The 13,665-nt window shown below is 54.3% G+C and carries 10 protein-coding genes; 6 read left to right on the top strand and 4 right to left on the bottom strand.

Annotated features, from left to right (window positions below):
• Positions 1–181: 181 nt before the first annotated feature.
• Together msrP and msrQ are read left to right on the top strand one after the other, a co-directional pair.
• Positions 182–1,114 carry a protein-methionine-sulfoxide reductase catalytic subunit MsrP gene (gene msrP, locus JJL52_RS10365; RefSeq protein ID WP_202052341.1) on the top strand — a complete coding sequence of 311 codons (933 nt, stop codon included), beginning with the start codon at positions 182–184 and terminating at the stop codon, positions 1,112–1,114.
• Positions 1,115–1,119: 5 nt separating this feature from the next.
• Complete coding sequence (msrQ, locus tag JJL52_RS10360) at positions 1,120–1,785, top strand: protein-methionine-sulfoxide reductase heme-binding subunit MsrQ (protein ID WP_202052340.1); 666 nt, start codon at positions 1,120–1,122, stop codon at positions 1,783–1,785.
• On the opposite strand, the gene JJL52_RS10355 is transcribed toward msrQ, so the two are convergent.
• The 4 genes from JJL52_RS10355 to dapA all read right to left on the bottom strand — a co-directional run bounded on the left by JJL52_RS10355 (position 1,758) and on the right by dapA (position 8,061).
• Entirely contained in the window at positions 1,758–2,207 is a 450-nt protein-coding gene (locus JJL52_RS10355; protein ID WP_202052339.1) for a hypothetical protein, read from the bottom strand. The two genes, msrQ and JJL52_RS10355, sit on opposite strands and share 28 nt — an antisense overlap.
• Positions 2,208–2,294: 87 nt before the next feature.
• The gene (gene purL / locus JJL52_RS10350; RefSeq protein ID WP_202052338.1) at positions 2,295–6,176 is read right to left on the bottom strand and encodes a phosphoribosylformylglycinamidine synthase; all 3,882 of its coding nucleotides are present in this window, start codon (positions 6,174–6,176) and stop codon (positions 2,295–2,297) included.
• Positions 6,177–6,387: 211 nt separating this feature from the next.
• The gene (bamC, locus tag JJL52_RS10345; protein ID WP_202052337.1) at positions 6,388–7,179 is read right to left on the bottom strand and encodes an NlpB/DapX family lipoprotein; all 792 of its coding nucleotides are present in this window, start codon (positions 7,177–7,179) and stop codon (positions 6,388–6,390) included.
• Between the two features lie 6 nt (positions 7,180–7,185).
• Positions 7,186–8,061: a 4-hydroxy-tetrahydrodipicolinate synthase gene (gene dapA / locus JJL52_RS10340; protein ID WP_202052336.1), complete on the bottom strand. Its 876-nt coding sequence runs from the start codon at positions 8,059–8,061 to the stop codon at positions 7,186–7,188.
• Positions 8,062–8,263: 202 nt separating this feature from the next.
• On the opposite strand from dapA, the gene JJL52_RS10335 reads away from it, so the two are divergent.
• The 4 genes from JJL52_RS10335 to JJL52_RS10320 all read left to right on the top strand — a co-directional run bounded on the left by JJL52_RS10335 (position 8,264) and on the right by JJL52_RS10320 (position 13,568).
• On the top strand, positions 8,264–10,030 hold the full coding sequence (locus tag JJL52_RS10335; protein ID WP_202052335.1) for a DEAD/DEAH box helicase: 1,767 nt from the start codon (positions 8,264–8,266) through the stop codon (positions 10,028–10,030).
• Between the two features lie 196 nt (positions 10,031–10,226).
• A complete protein-coding gene (locus JJL52_RS10330; protein ID WP_202052334.1) occupies positions 10,227–10,499 on the top strand; it encodes a type II toxin-antitoxin system HicB family antitoxin in 273 nt (90 codons plus the stop codon).
• 263 nt (positions 10,500–10,762) lie between these two features.
• Positions 10,763–11,347 carry a hypothetical protein gene (locus JJL52_RS10325; RefSeq protein ID WP_202052333.1) on the top strand — a complete coding sequence of 195 codons (585 nt, stop codon included), beginning with the start codon at positions 10,763–10,765 and terminating at the stop codon, positions 11,345–11,347.
• 274 nt (positions 11,348–11,621) lie between these two features.
• Positions 11,622–13,568 (top strand): HEAT repeat domain-containing protein, encoded by a 1,947-nt coding sequence (locus JJL52_RS10320; protein ID WP_236994184.1) that lies wholly within the window; start codon positions 11,622–11,624, stop codon positions 13,566–13,568.
• The last annotated feature ends 97 nt before the right edge of the window (positions 13,569–13,665 follow it).

Below are 13,665 nucleotides of genomic sequence, written 5' to 3'. Positions count from 1 at the left end.
TGCGCTACGTCTGAAAATTAAGCGGTTTTCTTTTTTAAGTTCCTTTTTATTCTAGCCTTCTCATTCAAGGGAGAAGTATACAGTTGCTTAAGGCATTGCCAGAAGCGATAGAGGGCTGTACATTGAACCGAAAAAGCGATTTTTGTATCTCTGAATTTAATCAAGACTTTGGAGAATCTCAATGAGAACCTATAACACTCCACCGATTCCCGCCTCCGAGATCACTCCGAAAGCCCTGTTCCTTGCCCGACGAAAATTCATGCAAACGCTCGGAAGCGGCGCTCTGGGGGCGTTAATGCCGGCGGCGCTTTGGGCGGGAGAGAAACTGGCGGACGTCAAAAAATCGGCTTATACCGTGCCGGAAGAGTTGACGCCTTATAAAGCAGTGACCGGCTACAACAATTTTTACGAATTCGGCACCGGCAAGGAAGATCCTGCCGCCAATGCCGGCAGTTTGAAGACGCGGCCGTGGACGGTGGCGGTCGAAGGCGAAGTCCATAAACCGGCCGTTTTCGACATCGACCAAATCCTAAAGATGGCGTCTCTGGAAGAGAGAATTTACCGGATGCGCTGCGTCGAAGCCTGGTCGATGGTCGTGCCCTGGGTGGGCTTTTCGCTGGCCGAATTGATCAAGCGGGTCGAGCCGACCGGCAACGCCAAGTTTGTTGAATTCATCAGCCTCCACGATCCGGAACAAATGCCGGGGCAGCGCAGTTCCGTACTGAACTGGCCGTATAAGGAAGGTTTGCGGATGGACGAGGCGATGCACCCGTTGACGTTATTGACCGTGGGTTTGTACGGCGAAGTCCTGCCCAATCAGAACGGGGCGCCGGTCCGGATCGTAGTTCCCTGGAAATACGGCTACAAAAGCGCCAAATCGATCGTGAAAATCCGTTTTCTCGAAACGCAGCCGGTGTCGAGTTGGACCGAAGCGAACCCCAGCGAGTACGGCTTCTATTCGAACGTCAATCCGGAAGCGGATAATTTTCGCTGGAGCCAGGCCAAAGAGCGGCGGATCGGGGACTTTTTCAAACGCCCGACGCTGCTCTTCAACGGTTATGCCGATGAGGTGGCGCCTCTTTATGCGGGGATGGACCTGAAAAAATATTACTAGCCGAAATGAGCGACAAAACCTTGAACGACAGGCGCCTGACCTGGATAAAAACCGGCGTATTTTTGCTGGCGCTGCTGCCGTCGATCAAGCTGGCGATTGGCGCCTGCACGGAGGGATTGGGCGCCAATCCGATCGAGAAAATCACCCGGGTAACGGGCTACTGGACCTTGACCTTGCTGTTGATCACGCTGGCCGCCACGCCGCTGAGGCTGCTGTTCGGCTGGTACTGGCCGGTTCGGATACGGCGTATGCTCGGCCTGTTCGCCTTCTTTTACGGCAGCCTGCATTTTCTGACTTATCTGGTGCTGGACCAGTTTTTCGATTGGGCCGCAATCGCCGCCGACATCGTCAAGCGCCCTTATATTACGGTAGGTTTTCCATCTTTCATGTTAATGATTCCGCTGGCATTGACTTCGACCGACCGGATGGTCAAACGCCTGGGCGGAAAACACTGGCGCTGGCTGCACCGCCTGATCTATCCGATCGCAATCGGCGGCGTGGTGCATTATGCCTGGTTGGTGAAGAAAGACCTTACAAATCCTCTGGCTTTCGGGGCGCTGCTGGTGCTTTTGTTCGGGATTCGGTTGCTCTATCGGTTTCGCAGTTATAGGAAACACAAGCGCAAATCATCGGGATTGCCGTGTCAAACAAAAAACGTCACGTACAGGTAAATCAAGGCCATAGGGATTACGATCAGCTTGATTTTTTCGAACGGCGATAATCTCCGCCAATAGTCCGCGGGGTTGAGCTGATGTTCGGTCCGGAACTCATCCCAGGCGAAACTGCAGCGGCGATAGACGCGTAGAGCGACCCGCCCTAGCCGATACAGGCAATAAAGGGCGATCGACAACAGGACATAGAATACGATGGTTTGGGTCGAGTGCAGATCGGTTTCGAACAGGTGCTCGATCACATGGTCGAGCACCATCTCGACGGATTCGAACAAGATATGGCCGAATTCGACCAGATGATCGAACAAAAAACCCAGGATACTTGTTGTCGTATCGAAAACGACATCCGGAAATAATACGATCAGCGCTAAACTGATCAGCGCCCAAATTTTGAGATATCTCCATCTTTTCGAAGGATCCACGCTTGTCTCCCGAGACCTGTGTGATTTTTATCCAATAATCATAGTCGCTCTACTTCATAATCCAATCTTTCCTTGCCAACATAGTCTTTAACCCACGCCGGCTCTGGCGTTTCTGAACATCCGCATCCACGCCCCGTATTCGTCCCAATCGGCCGGATGCCAGGAGTTCTGTACTGTTCTGAAGCAGCGTTCCGGATGCGGCATCATGATCGTAAAACGGCCGTCCCGGGTGGTCAGCCCGGTGATGCCGAGCGGCGAACCGTTCGGGTTGGCCGGGAAGATTTCAGTCAATTCGCCGTAGTTGTCGACATAGGACAGCGCCACGATTTGCGCCGCGAGCGCCTTGGCATGACCTTCGGCGAACTCGGCGCGACCCTCCCCGTGCGCAACCGCGACCGGCATCCGGGAGCCCGCCATGCCGCTGAAAAAGATCGACGGCGACGGCTGTACCTCGGCCATCGCGACCCGCGCTTCGAACTGCTCGGAACGGTTGCGCATAAAGCGCGGCCACAGTTCTGCGCCGGGAATGATGTCTTTCAGTCCGGACATCATTTGGCAGCCGTTACAGACGCCCAGGCCGAAGGTGTCGGAACGGTTGAAAAACGCTTCAAACTGGTCGCGCGCCCGGGCATTGAACAGGATCGACTTAGCCCAGCCGCCGCCGGCGCCGAGCACGTCGCCGTATGAAAAGCCGCCGCAGGCCACAAGGCCTTTGAACTCGGACAAATCGACGCGCCCCGAGATGATGTCGCTCATGTGCACGTCGATGCTAGCGAAGCCGGCGCGGTCGAACGCGGCGGCCATTTCGACGTGGCCGTTGACGCCTTGCTCGCGAAGAATCGCGACTTTCGGTTTCGCGGAAGAAAGGATGAAAGGCGCGGCGACATCGTCGTTCGTATCGAAGGTCAGCTTGACGTTCAAGCCCGGATCGTTGTCGTCCCGGATCCGTTCGAACTGCTGCAGTGCGCAGTCCGGATTGTCGCGGAGCGCCTGCATCCGGTAGCTCAGCTCGGACCAGTACGACTGCATCTCGGCGCGCGATGCCTGATAGGCCACGCTTCCGTTATGGATGATAGTCAACTGCTGGCGTTCGACGACGCGGCCGATGATCCGGCTGACTTCGCCGAGGCCTGCCTGTTTCAAGGCGTCCAGCACATCGTCCGCCTCACCGGTTCGGACCTGAATCACCGCCCCCAGTTCTTCGTTGAACAAGGCCGGCAGCAAGGCGCCGTGATCGTCCAGGATCAGCTCCGCGCCGAAGCGGCCCGCAAAGATCATTTCCGCGACTGTAGCCAACAGGCCGCCGTCCGCGCGGTCGTGGTAGGCCAAGAGTTTGCCTTGCCCGTTCAGATTCTGAATCGCGTCGAAAAACGCTTTCAGCAGGATCGGATCGTCGAGGTCCGGGCTGGTGTCGCCGAGCTGCCGGTAAACCTGGGCCAATACCGAACCGCCAAGGCGGTTTTTACCTTGGCCGAGATCGATCAGGATCAGCACGCTGCCGTGCGCCTGGCAGCAAAGCTGCGGCGTCAGTGTCTTTTTGATGTCGGTAACCGGCGCGAAAGCGGTGACGATCAAGGACAGTGGTGCGGTCATTGTTTTTTCGCCGTCCGCATCTTTCCAGACCGTTTTCATCGACAGCGAATCCTTGCCGACCGGAATCGCGATGCCCAGCGCCGGGCAAAGTTCCATCCCGACCGCCTCGACCGTGTCGAACAGTGCCGCATCCTCGCCCGGAAAGCCGGCCGCGGCCATCCAGTTGGCGGAAAGCTTAATGTCGCCGAGCTTGCCGATCCGGGCCGCGGCAATATTCGTGATCGCTTCCCCGATCGCCATCCGCCCCGATGCCGGCGCATCGATGACCGCAAGCGGCGTCCGCTCGCCCATCGCCATTGCTTCGCCGGTTTCGGCATAAAAACCGGAGGCAGTGACTGCCACATCGGCGACCGGCACCTGCCAGGGTCCTACCATCTGGTCGCGCGCAACCAGGCCGGTGACCGAACGGTCGCCGATATGGATCAGAAAACTTTTGTCCGCAACCGCGGGAAACGACAGCACGCGCTTGACCGCTTCGACAATCTCGATGCCGCTGAGATCGATCGGCTGCAGAGCGGGCTTTTGCCGCTGCACGTCACGGTGCATCCTGGGCGGCTTCCCGAACAAGACCGACATCGGCAGATCGACCGGCGCATCGCCGAGCAGGCTGTCGTCGAGCCGCAGTTGTTCTTCTTCGGCCGCGGCGCCGATCACCGCATACAAGCAATGCTCGCGTTCGCAGAAAGCCTTGAATTGTTCGAGCGACTCCGGCTTGATCGCGACGACGTAGCGTTCCTGCGCCTCGTTGCACCAGATCTGCATCGGCGACATGCCGATGTCGGCGTTGTTCACCTTGCGTAGTTCGAAACGGCCGCCGCGCTCGCAGTCGTGGATGATTTCGGGCACCGCGTTCGAAAGGCCGCCGGCGCCGATATCGTGAATCGAGACAATCGGAGAATCCGCGCCGAGCGCATTACAGTGGTTGATCACTTCCTGGCAGCGGCGCTGCATTTCCGGGTTTTCGCGCTGCACGGAAGCAAAATCGAGGTCTTCGGAGCTTTCGCCGGAGGCCAGCGACGAGGCCGCGCCGCCGCCGAGCCCGATCAGCATTGCAGGTCCCCCGAGAATGATGATCAGGGAGCCGGCCGGAATCGGCTGCTTGTTGACCAGCATCGGCCGGATTGAGCCTAGGCCGCCCGCGATCATGATCGGCTTGTGGTAGCCTCGGTACTGGTTATCGTCAGAGCCCGGCGCCGGCTGTTCGTAGCTGCGGAAATAGCCGGCCAGATTCGGGCGGCCGAATTCGTTGTTGAAAGCGGCTCCGCCGATCGGACCTTCGAGCATGATGTCCAGGGCGGAGGCGATGCGCGACGGCTTGCCGTAGTCTTCTTCCCACGGCTGTTCATAACCCGGCATTTTCAGGTGCGATACCGAAAAGCCGGTCAGGCCGGCTTTCGGGGTGGAGCCCCGGCCGGTCGCGCCTTCGTCGCGGATCTCGCCGCCGGACCCGGTCGCAGCGCCCGGATGCGGCGAAATCGCGGTCGGGTGATTGTGGGTTTCGACCTTCATCAGGATGTGCGCGTCTTCCTCGATGTAATCGTAAAGGCCGGTCATAGGGTCGCGGCGGAAAACCCGGTTGTTGAAACCTTCGATAACTGACGCATTATCGCTGTAGGCGGACAGAATGCCGTCCGGATGCTGCCGGGTCGTATTGCGGATCATTCCGAACAGGGTTTTTCCTTCCTGTACCCCGTCGATCGTCCAGTTCGCATTGAAAATCTTGTGCCGGCAGTGTTCGGAGTTCGCCTGCGCAAACATCATCAGCTCGACGTCGGTCGGATTTCGGCCCAATCCTTCGAAGGCGGAAACCAGGTAGTCGATTTCATCTTCCGACAATGCCAGGCCCAGGATCCGGTTGGCCTGAACCAACGCCGGCTTGCCTTCTTCGACGATCGCGACGCGCTGCAACGGCTGCGGTTCGTGTTTGCCGAACATGTCAGGCGTGTGTCCGTCGTAGCGCACGCTTTGCGTCATCCGGTCGTGCAACAGGGCCGCCAATTGCCGCTGCACGGGATCGCTCAGCGCCGTGCCGGCTTGCAGGCTGTATTCGATGCCGCGTTCGATCCGGTTAACCGCCTCCAGGCCGCAGCGCTGTGCGATTTCGGTGGCCTTGCTGGACCATGGCGAGATTGTGCCGGGGCGCGGTACGACCAACAGGCGAATGCCTTCGCCGGCAATATCGGCAGGACCCGAGCCGTAATTCAGCAACTGTTGCAGAATGCTTTGCTCATCGTCTCTCAATTCGCCTTCCTGATCGACGAAATGCACGAAGCGCGCTGATACGGAATGAATTTCTGGTTCGACGGACTTCAAATCGGCAAGCAGTTTGGTAATGCGAAAATCGGAAAGTGCAACGGGACCTGGAATAATTAGCATGGATCGATAGAATGAAATTAAAATGAAGGGAGGATAATCCCTCTAATAAAGCGCCGGATACGCAAAGGGCGCAAATACGCGCCACTCATCCGGCCTACGAAACGCCTCAACTTAACGGCATTGCTCTGCAATATTGCAGGATATGCATCGCGTGCTCTAGCCGTTAGGGTTGGTTCGCTTAAGATAAGGTCGTAATGTGTCCCCTACTCCCTTAACCGCCTTGAATCGTTCCGCCCAGCAATCGCAATAATTTAACCGCCGCCTCATCGTCAGGGACCGGCTCCAGATCCTTGTCCGTGATCGCCAGGTCGCTCTTGCCGTCGACAGCAATTAACTTAAGCAAATACTGTTTCTCGTTCGCTTCAAATCCTTTGAACAGAAAAATGGTCTCATCCAGAAGCGATCCGTCTTCGGCCTTTTCCTTATCGGGATCGTATTGGACGTAAAACAGCTTCTGGTCCTGGTCGCGATGCGTTACCTCGATCGCATTGCGGCTTAGTGCCTTGCTGACCAGATGCCATGCCCGATCGGGTGAACTGTGAATTCTTAGCCGGCGTTCGCCGTCGGAAAAGCGCACCAATTCGACCGGAGTGCCTTTATCTTTATCAGCGTCCGTTGATTCTTCCGCTACTTCGGCCGTTTGCTCCGGTCGGGCCGAATCCCTTGACTCTTCAGGCTGCGGTGATTCCTGTCCGGCTTGTTCTTCGGCTGGGGCCTGTTCCGGCTGCGCACTATTTCCGCCTGCTTCGTCCGCTTCACCGGTTTCGGCTGCCTGCCGGGTTTCTTCTTTAACAGGCTCGCCGCTCTCCGATTTAGACGGCGTTTCGGCCGCCTTGCCGGCTGCTCCTTGGCTCAAGTCTTCGGGCAAAACCAGGGGCGGGATTTCAGTCGTGAATTGATAATCTTTTTCCTTATCAGGAAACATGCTTTGAATGGTGCTGCATGCGGACAAATTCAGCACTGCCGCCACGACCGGAAAGAGTAGGTCTTTACGCTTGTTCATCGCGTTTTAAATGACTCCGGCCTGCCGCATCGCAGCGCGAACGGCATCGTAACAGTCCGGCGTCAGCCAGGTCAGCGGCAGGCGGATTCCGCGCGGCATCAAGCCCATTTCGGCGATCGCCCATTTGACCGGGATCGGGTTGGATTGAATGAACAGAGTCTTATGCAGGCCGATCAATTTTTCGTCGATCGCGCGCGCGGTTTCGGCATCGCCGGCCATTGCGGCGGCCAGCATTTCGTGAACCAGTTTCGGGGCGACATTACCGGTCACGGTGATGCTGCCGTTGCCGCCCATTAAACAAAATTCGCAGCTGGTAGCATCGTCGCCTGTGTAGAGCGCGAAATTTTCGCCGCACAATTCACGGATTTTCGGGACGCGCGCCAGGTCGCCGGTGGCTTCTTTCACGCCGACGATGTTTTTGAGCTTGGAAAGCCGGCCGATCGTTTCCGGCAGCATGTCGCAAGCGGTTCTGCCCGGTACGTTATAGAGGATTTGCGGAATATCGACCGCGTCGTTGACGGCCTGAAAGTGCAGAAACAAACCTTCCTGAGTCGGCTTGTTATAGTAAGGGGTAACCAAAAGGCAGGCATCGGCGCCGAGTTCCTTGGCGCGGCGAGTCAGATGAATCGCTTCGCTCGTCGAATTGGCGCCGGTACCGGCGATCACCGGGATCCGTTCGTCCGCGAAGGCGATCGTCGAGGCGATCACATCGCAATGCTCGTCTTCATCCAGTGTTGCCGATTCGCCGGTGGTGCCGACCGCAACCAGCGCATCGGTGCCTTCCTCGATGTGAAATTCGACCAGTTTTTTCAGACTTTCCTTGTCTACCGCGCCGTTTTCAAACATCGGTGTGACCAGCGCTACGATACTGCCTTGAATCATGGACTCCTCGGTGGAATGGATTTTGTGAAATAAATTCACATTATACCAAGCAAATCGGCAAAACTCAGCCTGTATTATTTCCCTTTACGGTACGCCTTGCACTGAAATCCTGCGCGTAATCTAAAACTGTACTATAATGGGCGGTTATATTTCACATTTCTTCTGGGCGATATAGCCCTTCTCCGACTCTGCAGGTAAATTCATGACCCAAGCTGTTCCTTCATCACCTTCATTCCAGGATTTAGCACTGACCGTCCCCGTGCTGAAAGCGTTGGAGGATGTCGGTTATGAAACTCCGTCGCCGATTCAGGCGCAAGTGATTCCCTTCATGCTGCAAGGCAAGGACGTGCTCGGACAGGCGCAAACCGGCACCGGCAAAACCGCCGCATTCGCGTTGCCGATCCTGTCGCGCATCGACTTGAAGCAACGCGACCCGCAAGTTCTGGTGCTGGCGCCGACCCGCGAACTGGCGATCCAGGTCGCCGAGGCATTCCAACGCTATGCGGCGCACCTCAAAGGCTTTCATGTGCTGCCGATCTATGGCGGCCAGGATTACAGCTCGCAACTGCGCCATCTCAGCCGCGGCGCGCATGTCGTCGTCGGCACGCCGGGTCGGGTGATGGATCACATGCGGCGCGGCACGCTGAAACTGGAAAATTTGAGCACGCTGGTGCTGGATGAAGCGGACGAAATGTTGCGCATGGGCTTCATCGACGATGTCGAATGGATCCTCGAACAGACGCCGGAAGGCCGCCAGACCGCGCTGTTTTCGGCGACAATGCCGCCGCCGATCCGCAAAATCGCGCAGGAATATCTGACCGATCCCGAACAGGTCACGATCAAAGTGACTACCGCCTCGGCCGAAAATATCCGCCAACGCTATTGGGTAGTGAGCGGCCTGCATAAGCTGGATGCGCTGACCCGAATTCTCGAAGCGGAAACCTTCGACGGGATGATCATCTTCGTCAGAACCAAAACCGCTACGGTCGAACTGGCGGAACGGCTCGAAGCGCGCGGCTTTTCCGCCGCCGCGATCAACGGCGACATGTCGCAGGCGCTGCGCGAACGGGCGATTGCGAATCTGAAGTCCGGCAAGCTGGATATCCTGATCGCGACCGATGTGGCGGCGCGCGGCCTGGACGTGGACCGGATCACCCATGTCGTCAACTACGACATCCCGTACGATACCGAATCCTACGTTCATCGGATCGGCCGCACCGGACGCGCGGGCCGCACCGGCGATGCGATCCTGTTCGTCGCGCCGCGCGAACGCAAGTTGCTCGGCAATATCGAAAAAGCCACCAAACAGAAAGTCGAGCAGATGGATCTGCCTTCGACCGAAGTGATCAACAACAAGCGCATTGCACGCTTCAAGCAGCACATTACCGATACGCTGGCGGCCGAAGAGCTGAGCTTCTACAGCCAGCTGATCGAACAGTACCAGCAGGAGCATAATGTCAGCGCGCTCGAAATCGCCGCGGCATTGGCCAAGCTGTTCCAGGGCGACGTGCCGCTGTTGATGCAGCAACCGCCGAAGAAAGCCAAAGAACACAAGGACGACTTCGCACGCGCCGAAGAAAAGCCGAAGCGCGAGCAAAAGGGTAGACGCAGCGATGCGGTGACCGGAATCGAGATGGAACTGTTCCGGATCGAAGTCGGCTACAAGCACGGCGTGAAGCCCGGCAACATCGTCGGCGCGATCGCGAACGAAACCGGCCTGGACGGCGAGCATATCGCGCGGATCAATATCGAAGACGACTACAGTACGGTGGAATTGCCTGCCGGCATGCCGAAAGAGCTGTTTCAGGCGCTGAAAAAAGTCCGAGTGGCGGGACAACGGTTGAATATTTCGAAAATGGGCGAGTCGGGAAAATCTGCAGCGGAATCCAAGGAAGCCAAGAAACTGGCTAAAAGCAAAAAACGGATTTCTTCGACTTCGAAGAAAGGCAAGGCCTCCAGACAGGATTAAATTCAAATCGAGATGGTTTTTCCAAATGGATAGTTTGGTTATTAATTTTCTATACCAAACTATCTTTTTTTAAACATTTACAATCTCCGACTCGCAAAATACACTTGACCGCTAAAAATAAAAAAGGAATGCATCGATTTATTCGCATAGGAAAGGATATTTTTAACGGCGAGCTTTCGAATTAGAGAGAGTAAAAATGAAACTATTAGCGATAATACAACCAACCAACAAAGGTTTAACAAAAAGTTTTTCGGCATATAGTCCGGATATCCCCGGATGCATAGCCAACGGGTCGACCGAGGAAAAAGCCCTGGAAGCCTTGAAGGCCACCATTACCCATCAAATTCAAAGCCTGGAAAGACTGGGACTGGAACCTCCCAAGCACTACTGCAAAGTAAAAATCCTGGAGATCGACGCAAACGAAAAGCAGCAGGACGATTATTTCGCTTATTTAAACCGCTTCCAATGATTACCGCGGCCGAGATAACCTCGGTCGTCGCCAATTCAAAGCCAATTGTCTTACTTGGCAATGAATATCGCTTCATTAGCCTAAGCGCTTACAGGAGCTTGCTTGTTATCACAGCATGAAAATTCGGACTCCGGTTCCGCATTTTGCAAGGCGGCTTTCGGCCAAGAACCGAAACGCCGCATCCTCAAATTCGCTTCGGCCGCTACTCGCAGCAATCGACGAAGCCTTTATCCCCTCGCAATGCCGTTTGGGCCGGAGGACGGATGGCTCCGCAAGAAACTTTAAGTCATGCCAATAATCAATGGATTAATAATCCACTATTGAATTTTGGCATGAATGATAAGGACAAGATAAAACTGGACCTCAGCCATAAGGCCATATTGTTCCCTACCGAATACACGGCCGTGGTTAATGAAGCAAGAGCCGCCCGTGATAGGCTTATCGAAGAGCTGGGTTTTAGATTTGTAAAAGAATATGATGAACTGATGATCCCCGACGTTACCCTCGCCAAAGTGTTGGGATATAAACACCCCCGATCAATCAGGAGGTTTATCATGCGGCACATTCAGGCATTGACCATGGACGGAAGCCTCAGGTCGTTCATAGAGGAAAAGCGGGGGCCTGGCCGGAAGCGCGAGGGATTTTTGCTGACTATGCAGCAAGCGCTTTTTCTGATGGCGAAGTCGGATAACCCTGTTACGGAAGAAATCACCGTACTCCTGGTATCAAGCGCTTTCCATTGCCTACCCGGCGGGATTTCGCCTGCAAATCCCGATACCGTTCGCGAACTGGAAAAAAAGCGGGACAATTATAGAGGTGCGGTGGACGCCCTAAGGGAATGTTTCTGAGTTAATTCGTGTGTCGATCAGCACAGCTTTGGAAAGTCGTCTAAACAAATACGTGTTTTGATACAAAAGTCCATACCGGCTTTCCGGATTCGTTCTCTACAATAAGTAGCAACGTTGGGGGCTTTTGCCGGATAGCGCGGACCTAAAAAGAGGTCGGGTTATAAACCGCAGGGGCAAAAACAGAATTGAGCAATGGCGTATAATAAAAAAACCCCATTCAATCAAGTTATTGACCCGTCCACACCCATGGAATAAAGAGAGTTTCTAGAGAAATATGAAAATAATACTTTATTTTATTTTTTTCATCGGTTTTTTATTCGGAAATGCTCTTGTTGCAGCTAAACAAATATCGCCGTGCTCTAACCGATCTTCCGGCCCCGTAAAGCAATGCTCGACCGGAAAAAAGGAAGACAAAAGAAAAATCAAGTCCAACAAAAAAGTACTAACGCCGCCGCAGAAAAAGCAGCATATCTTACCTGTGGCCTCAAATCAGAAGAAATATAGTAAAACATCAGGCAATAGCAGGAACGAGACATTAGAGCTCTTGCAGCAACTGGCCGATAAGAAAGCGATTTCCAGTATTACTCCGCTTTTACAGGATAGCGAAGCTTATGTACGGGATGCAGCCATTGAAGTGTTAGGTCAATTAAACGCAAAGCAAGCCGTGCCCGGCATTATTCCGTTATTGCAGGACATAAACAGTGATGTGCGCGATAAAGCCATAAAAGTCCTGGTGCAGTTTCGCGCTAAGGAAGCGATTTCCAGCATTATTCCTTTGTTGAAACAAAAAGACAGCAAGGCACGCATTGATGCGATGGCCGCGCTATTGCATCTGGAAGCCAAAGAAGCCATTCCGGACATTGCAGCGCTCTTGAAGGACAGCGACAGCAATGTCCGTATGGAGGCCTTAAATACGCTCAAGGAAATGCAAGGGAAACAAGCAATTCCTGAAGTTACCGCGCTGTTGAAAGACAATGAGAGCAATGTACGCATTCGAGCCATCGAAGTGCTGAGCCTGTTGCAAGGGAAAGCGGCGCTTCCTGCAGTCATGCCGTTGTTGCAGGATAAGGATGACGCTGTGCGTTTGAGTGCGTTGCAGGCATTGCAGGATTTGGGTGCTCAGGAATCGGTTCGGGGAATTATTCCGCTTCTGCGCGACAACAATGCGAAGATTCGTTCTGCCGTCCTCGCCCTGTTAACTAAAATAAAGGCAAAAGAAGCGATTCCCGGTATTGTTCCGCTTTTGCAGGACAGCGATTTCGAAGTACGCAGCAATGCAATATCCGCGCTGGAAGATCTTCAGGGAAAAGCAGCCGTACCCAGCATCATTCCGCTTCTCAAAGACAATGTCGGCCATGTCCGTCTTCACGCGGTAAACTCGTTATCGAAACTGCAAAAAGAAGAATTAATCCCTCGCCTCGTTACTTTTTTACATGACAGCGACGATCGGGTACGAATTCGAGCAATGGGATTATTAAAAGAACTCCGCAATGAAAATAAAGGCATTTCTGAAAAAAATATCCTTCCTCACGTGCTTCCTCTTTTGCAAAGCAGCGATAAAAATACCCGCTATACCGCAGTCGCTACATTAAAAGATTTACAGGCGATAGAAGCAATTCCCAATATTGTTCCGCTCCTGCGGGATAGCGAAATCGAAGTGCGTTTGGCGGCGCTGGAAACGGTAGCGAAGTTACAGGCGCAAGAAGCTATCCCGACAATCATCCATTTTCTGAAAGATAAGAACCCTGCCATACGGGTGGGCGCAATGAACGCCCTGGTAGAATTACAAGGTAAAGCGGCACTTCCCCATATCGCTCCGCTGTTGCACGATGAAGCGATTGAGGTGCGCAGTCAAACGCAAGAAAAATTATCCCAAATGCAGGATCCGTTATTGACGAATCTAATCAATAAAGCGACCACCCTGCTATTAGTGCTATGCCCTATCTTGGCGTTTTTTCCATTGTTTCTGACCGGTAAAAAGTTTTTCGCGGGCATTACGGTTTTTATCGCTTCAGCATTGCTTTTGCATAGGCTCGCCGATGCTTCTCTTGTGATTCCTTATCTTAGAAAAGGAACCATGTGGCGGGAAATGTACCAGGCAGGGCTTTTATTCGTTTTTGCGGGAGCGATGTTTTTGAAATTGAGCTGGTGGATTATGGTAAATTTGATTAAGCGCTCGCCTGCTCTTGAAGAAGAGAACGCCACTCCGGAACTCAATTAGGAGGCTTTTGATGCCTTCTCGCCCTTCAGGCAGTGCACAAGGGCGCTTTTGTATTCGCAATTCATCGGATCAACAAGTACTGCTGCATTGCCGGTAC

Origin of the sequence: Candidatus Methylomicrobium oryzae, from assembly GCF_016745425.1 — a bacterium.
Classification (GTDB): domain Bacteria; phylum Pseudomonadota; class Gammaproteobacteria; order Methylococcales; family Methylomonadaceae; genus Methylomicrobium; species Methylomicrobium oryzae.
The sequence above is the reverse complement of the archived record's forward strand: the minus strand, read 5'-3'. Positions and strand labels throughout refer to the sequence as shown.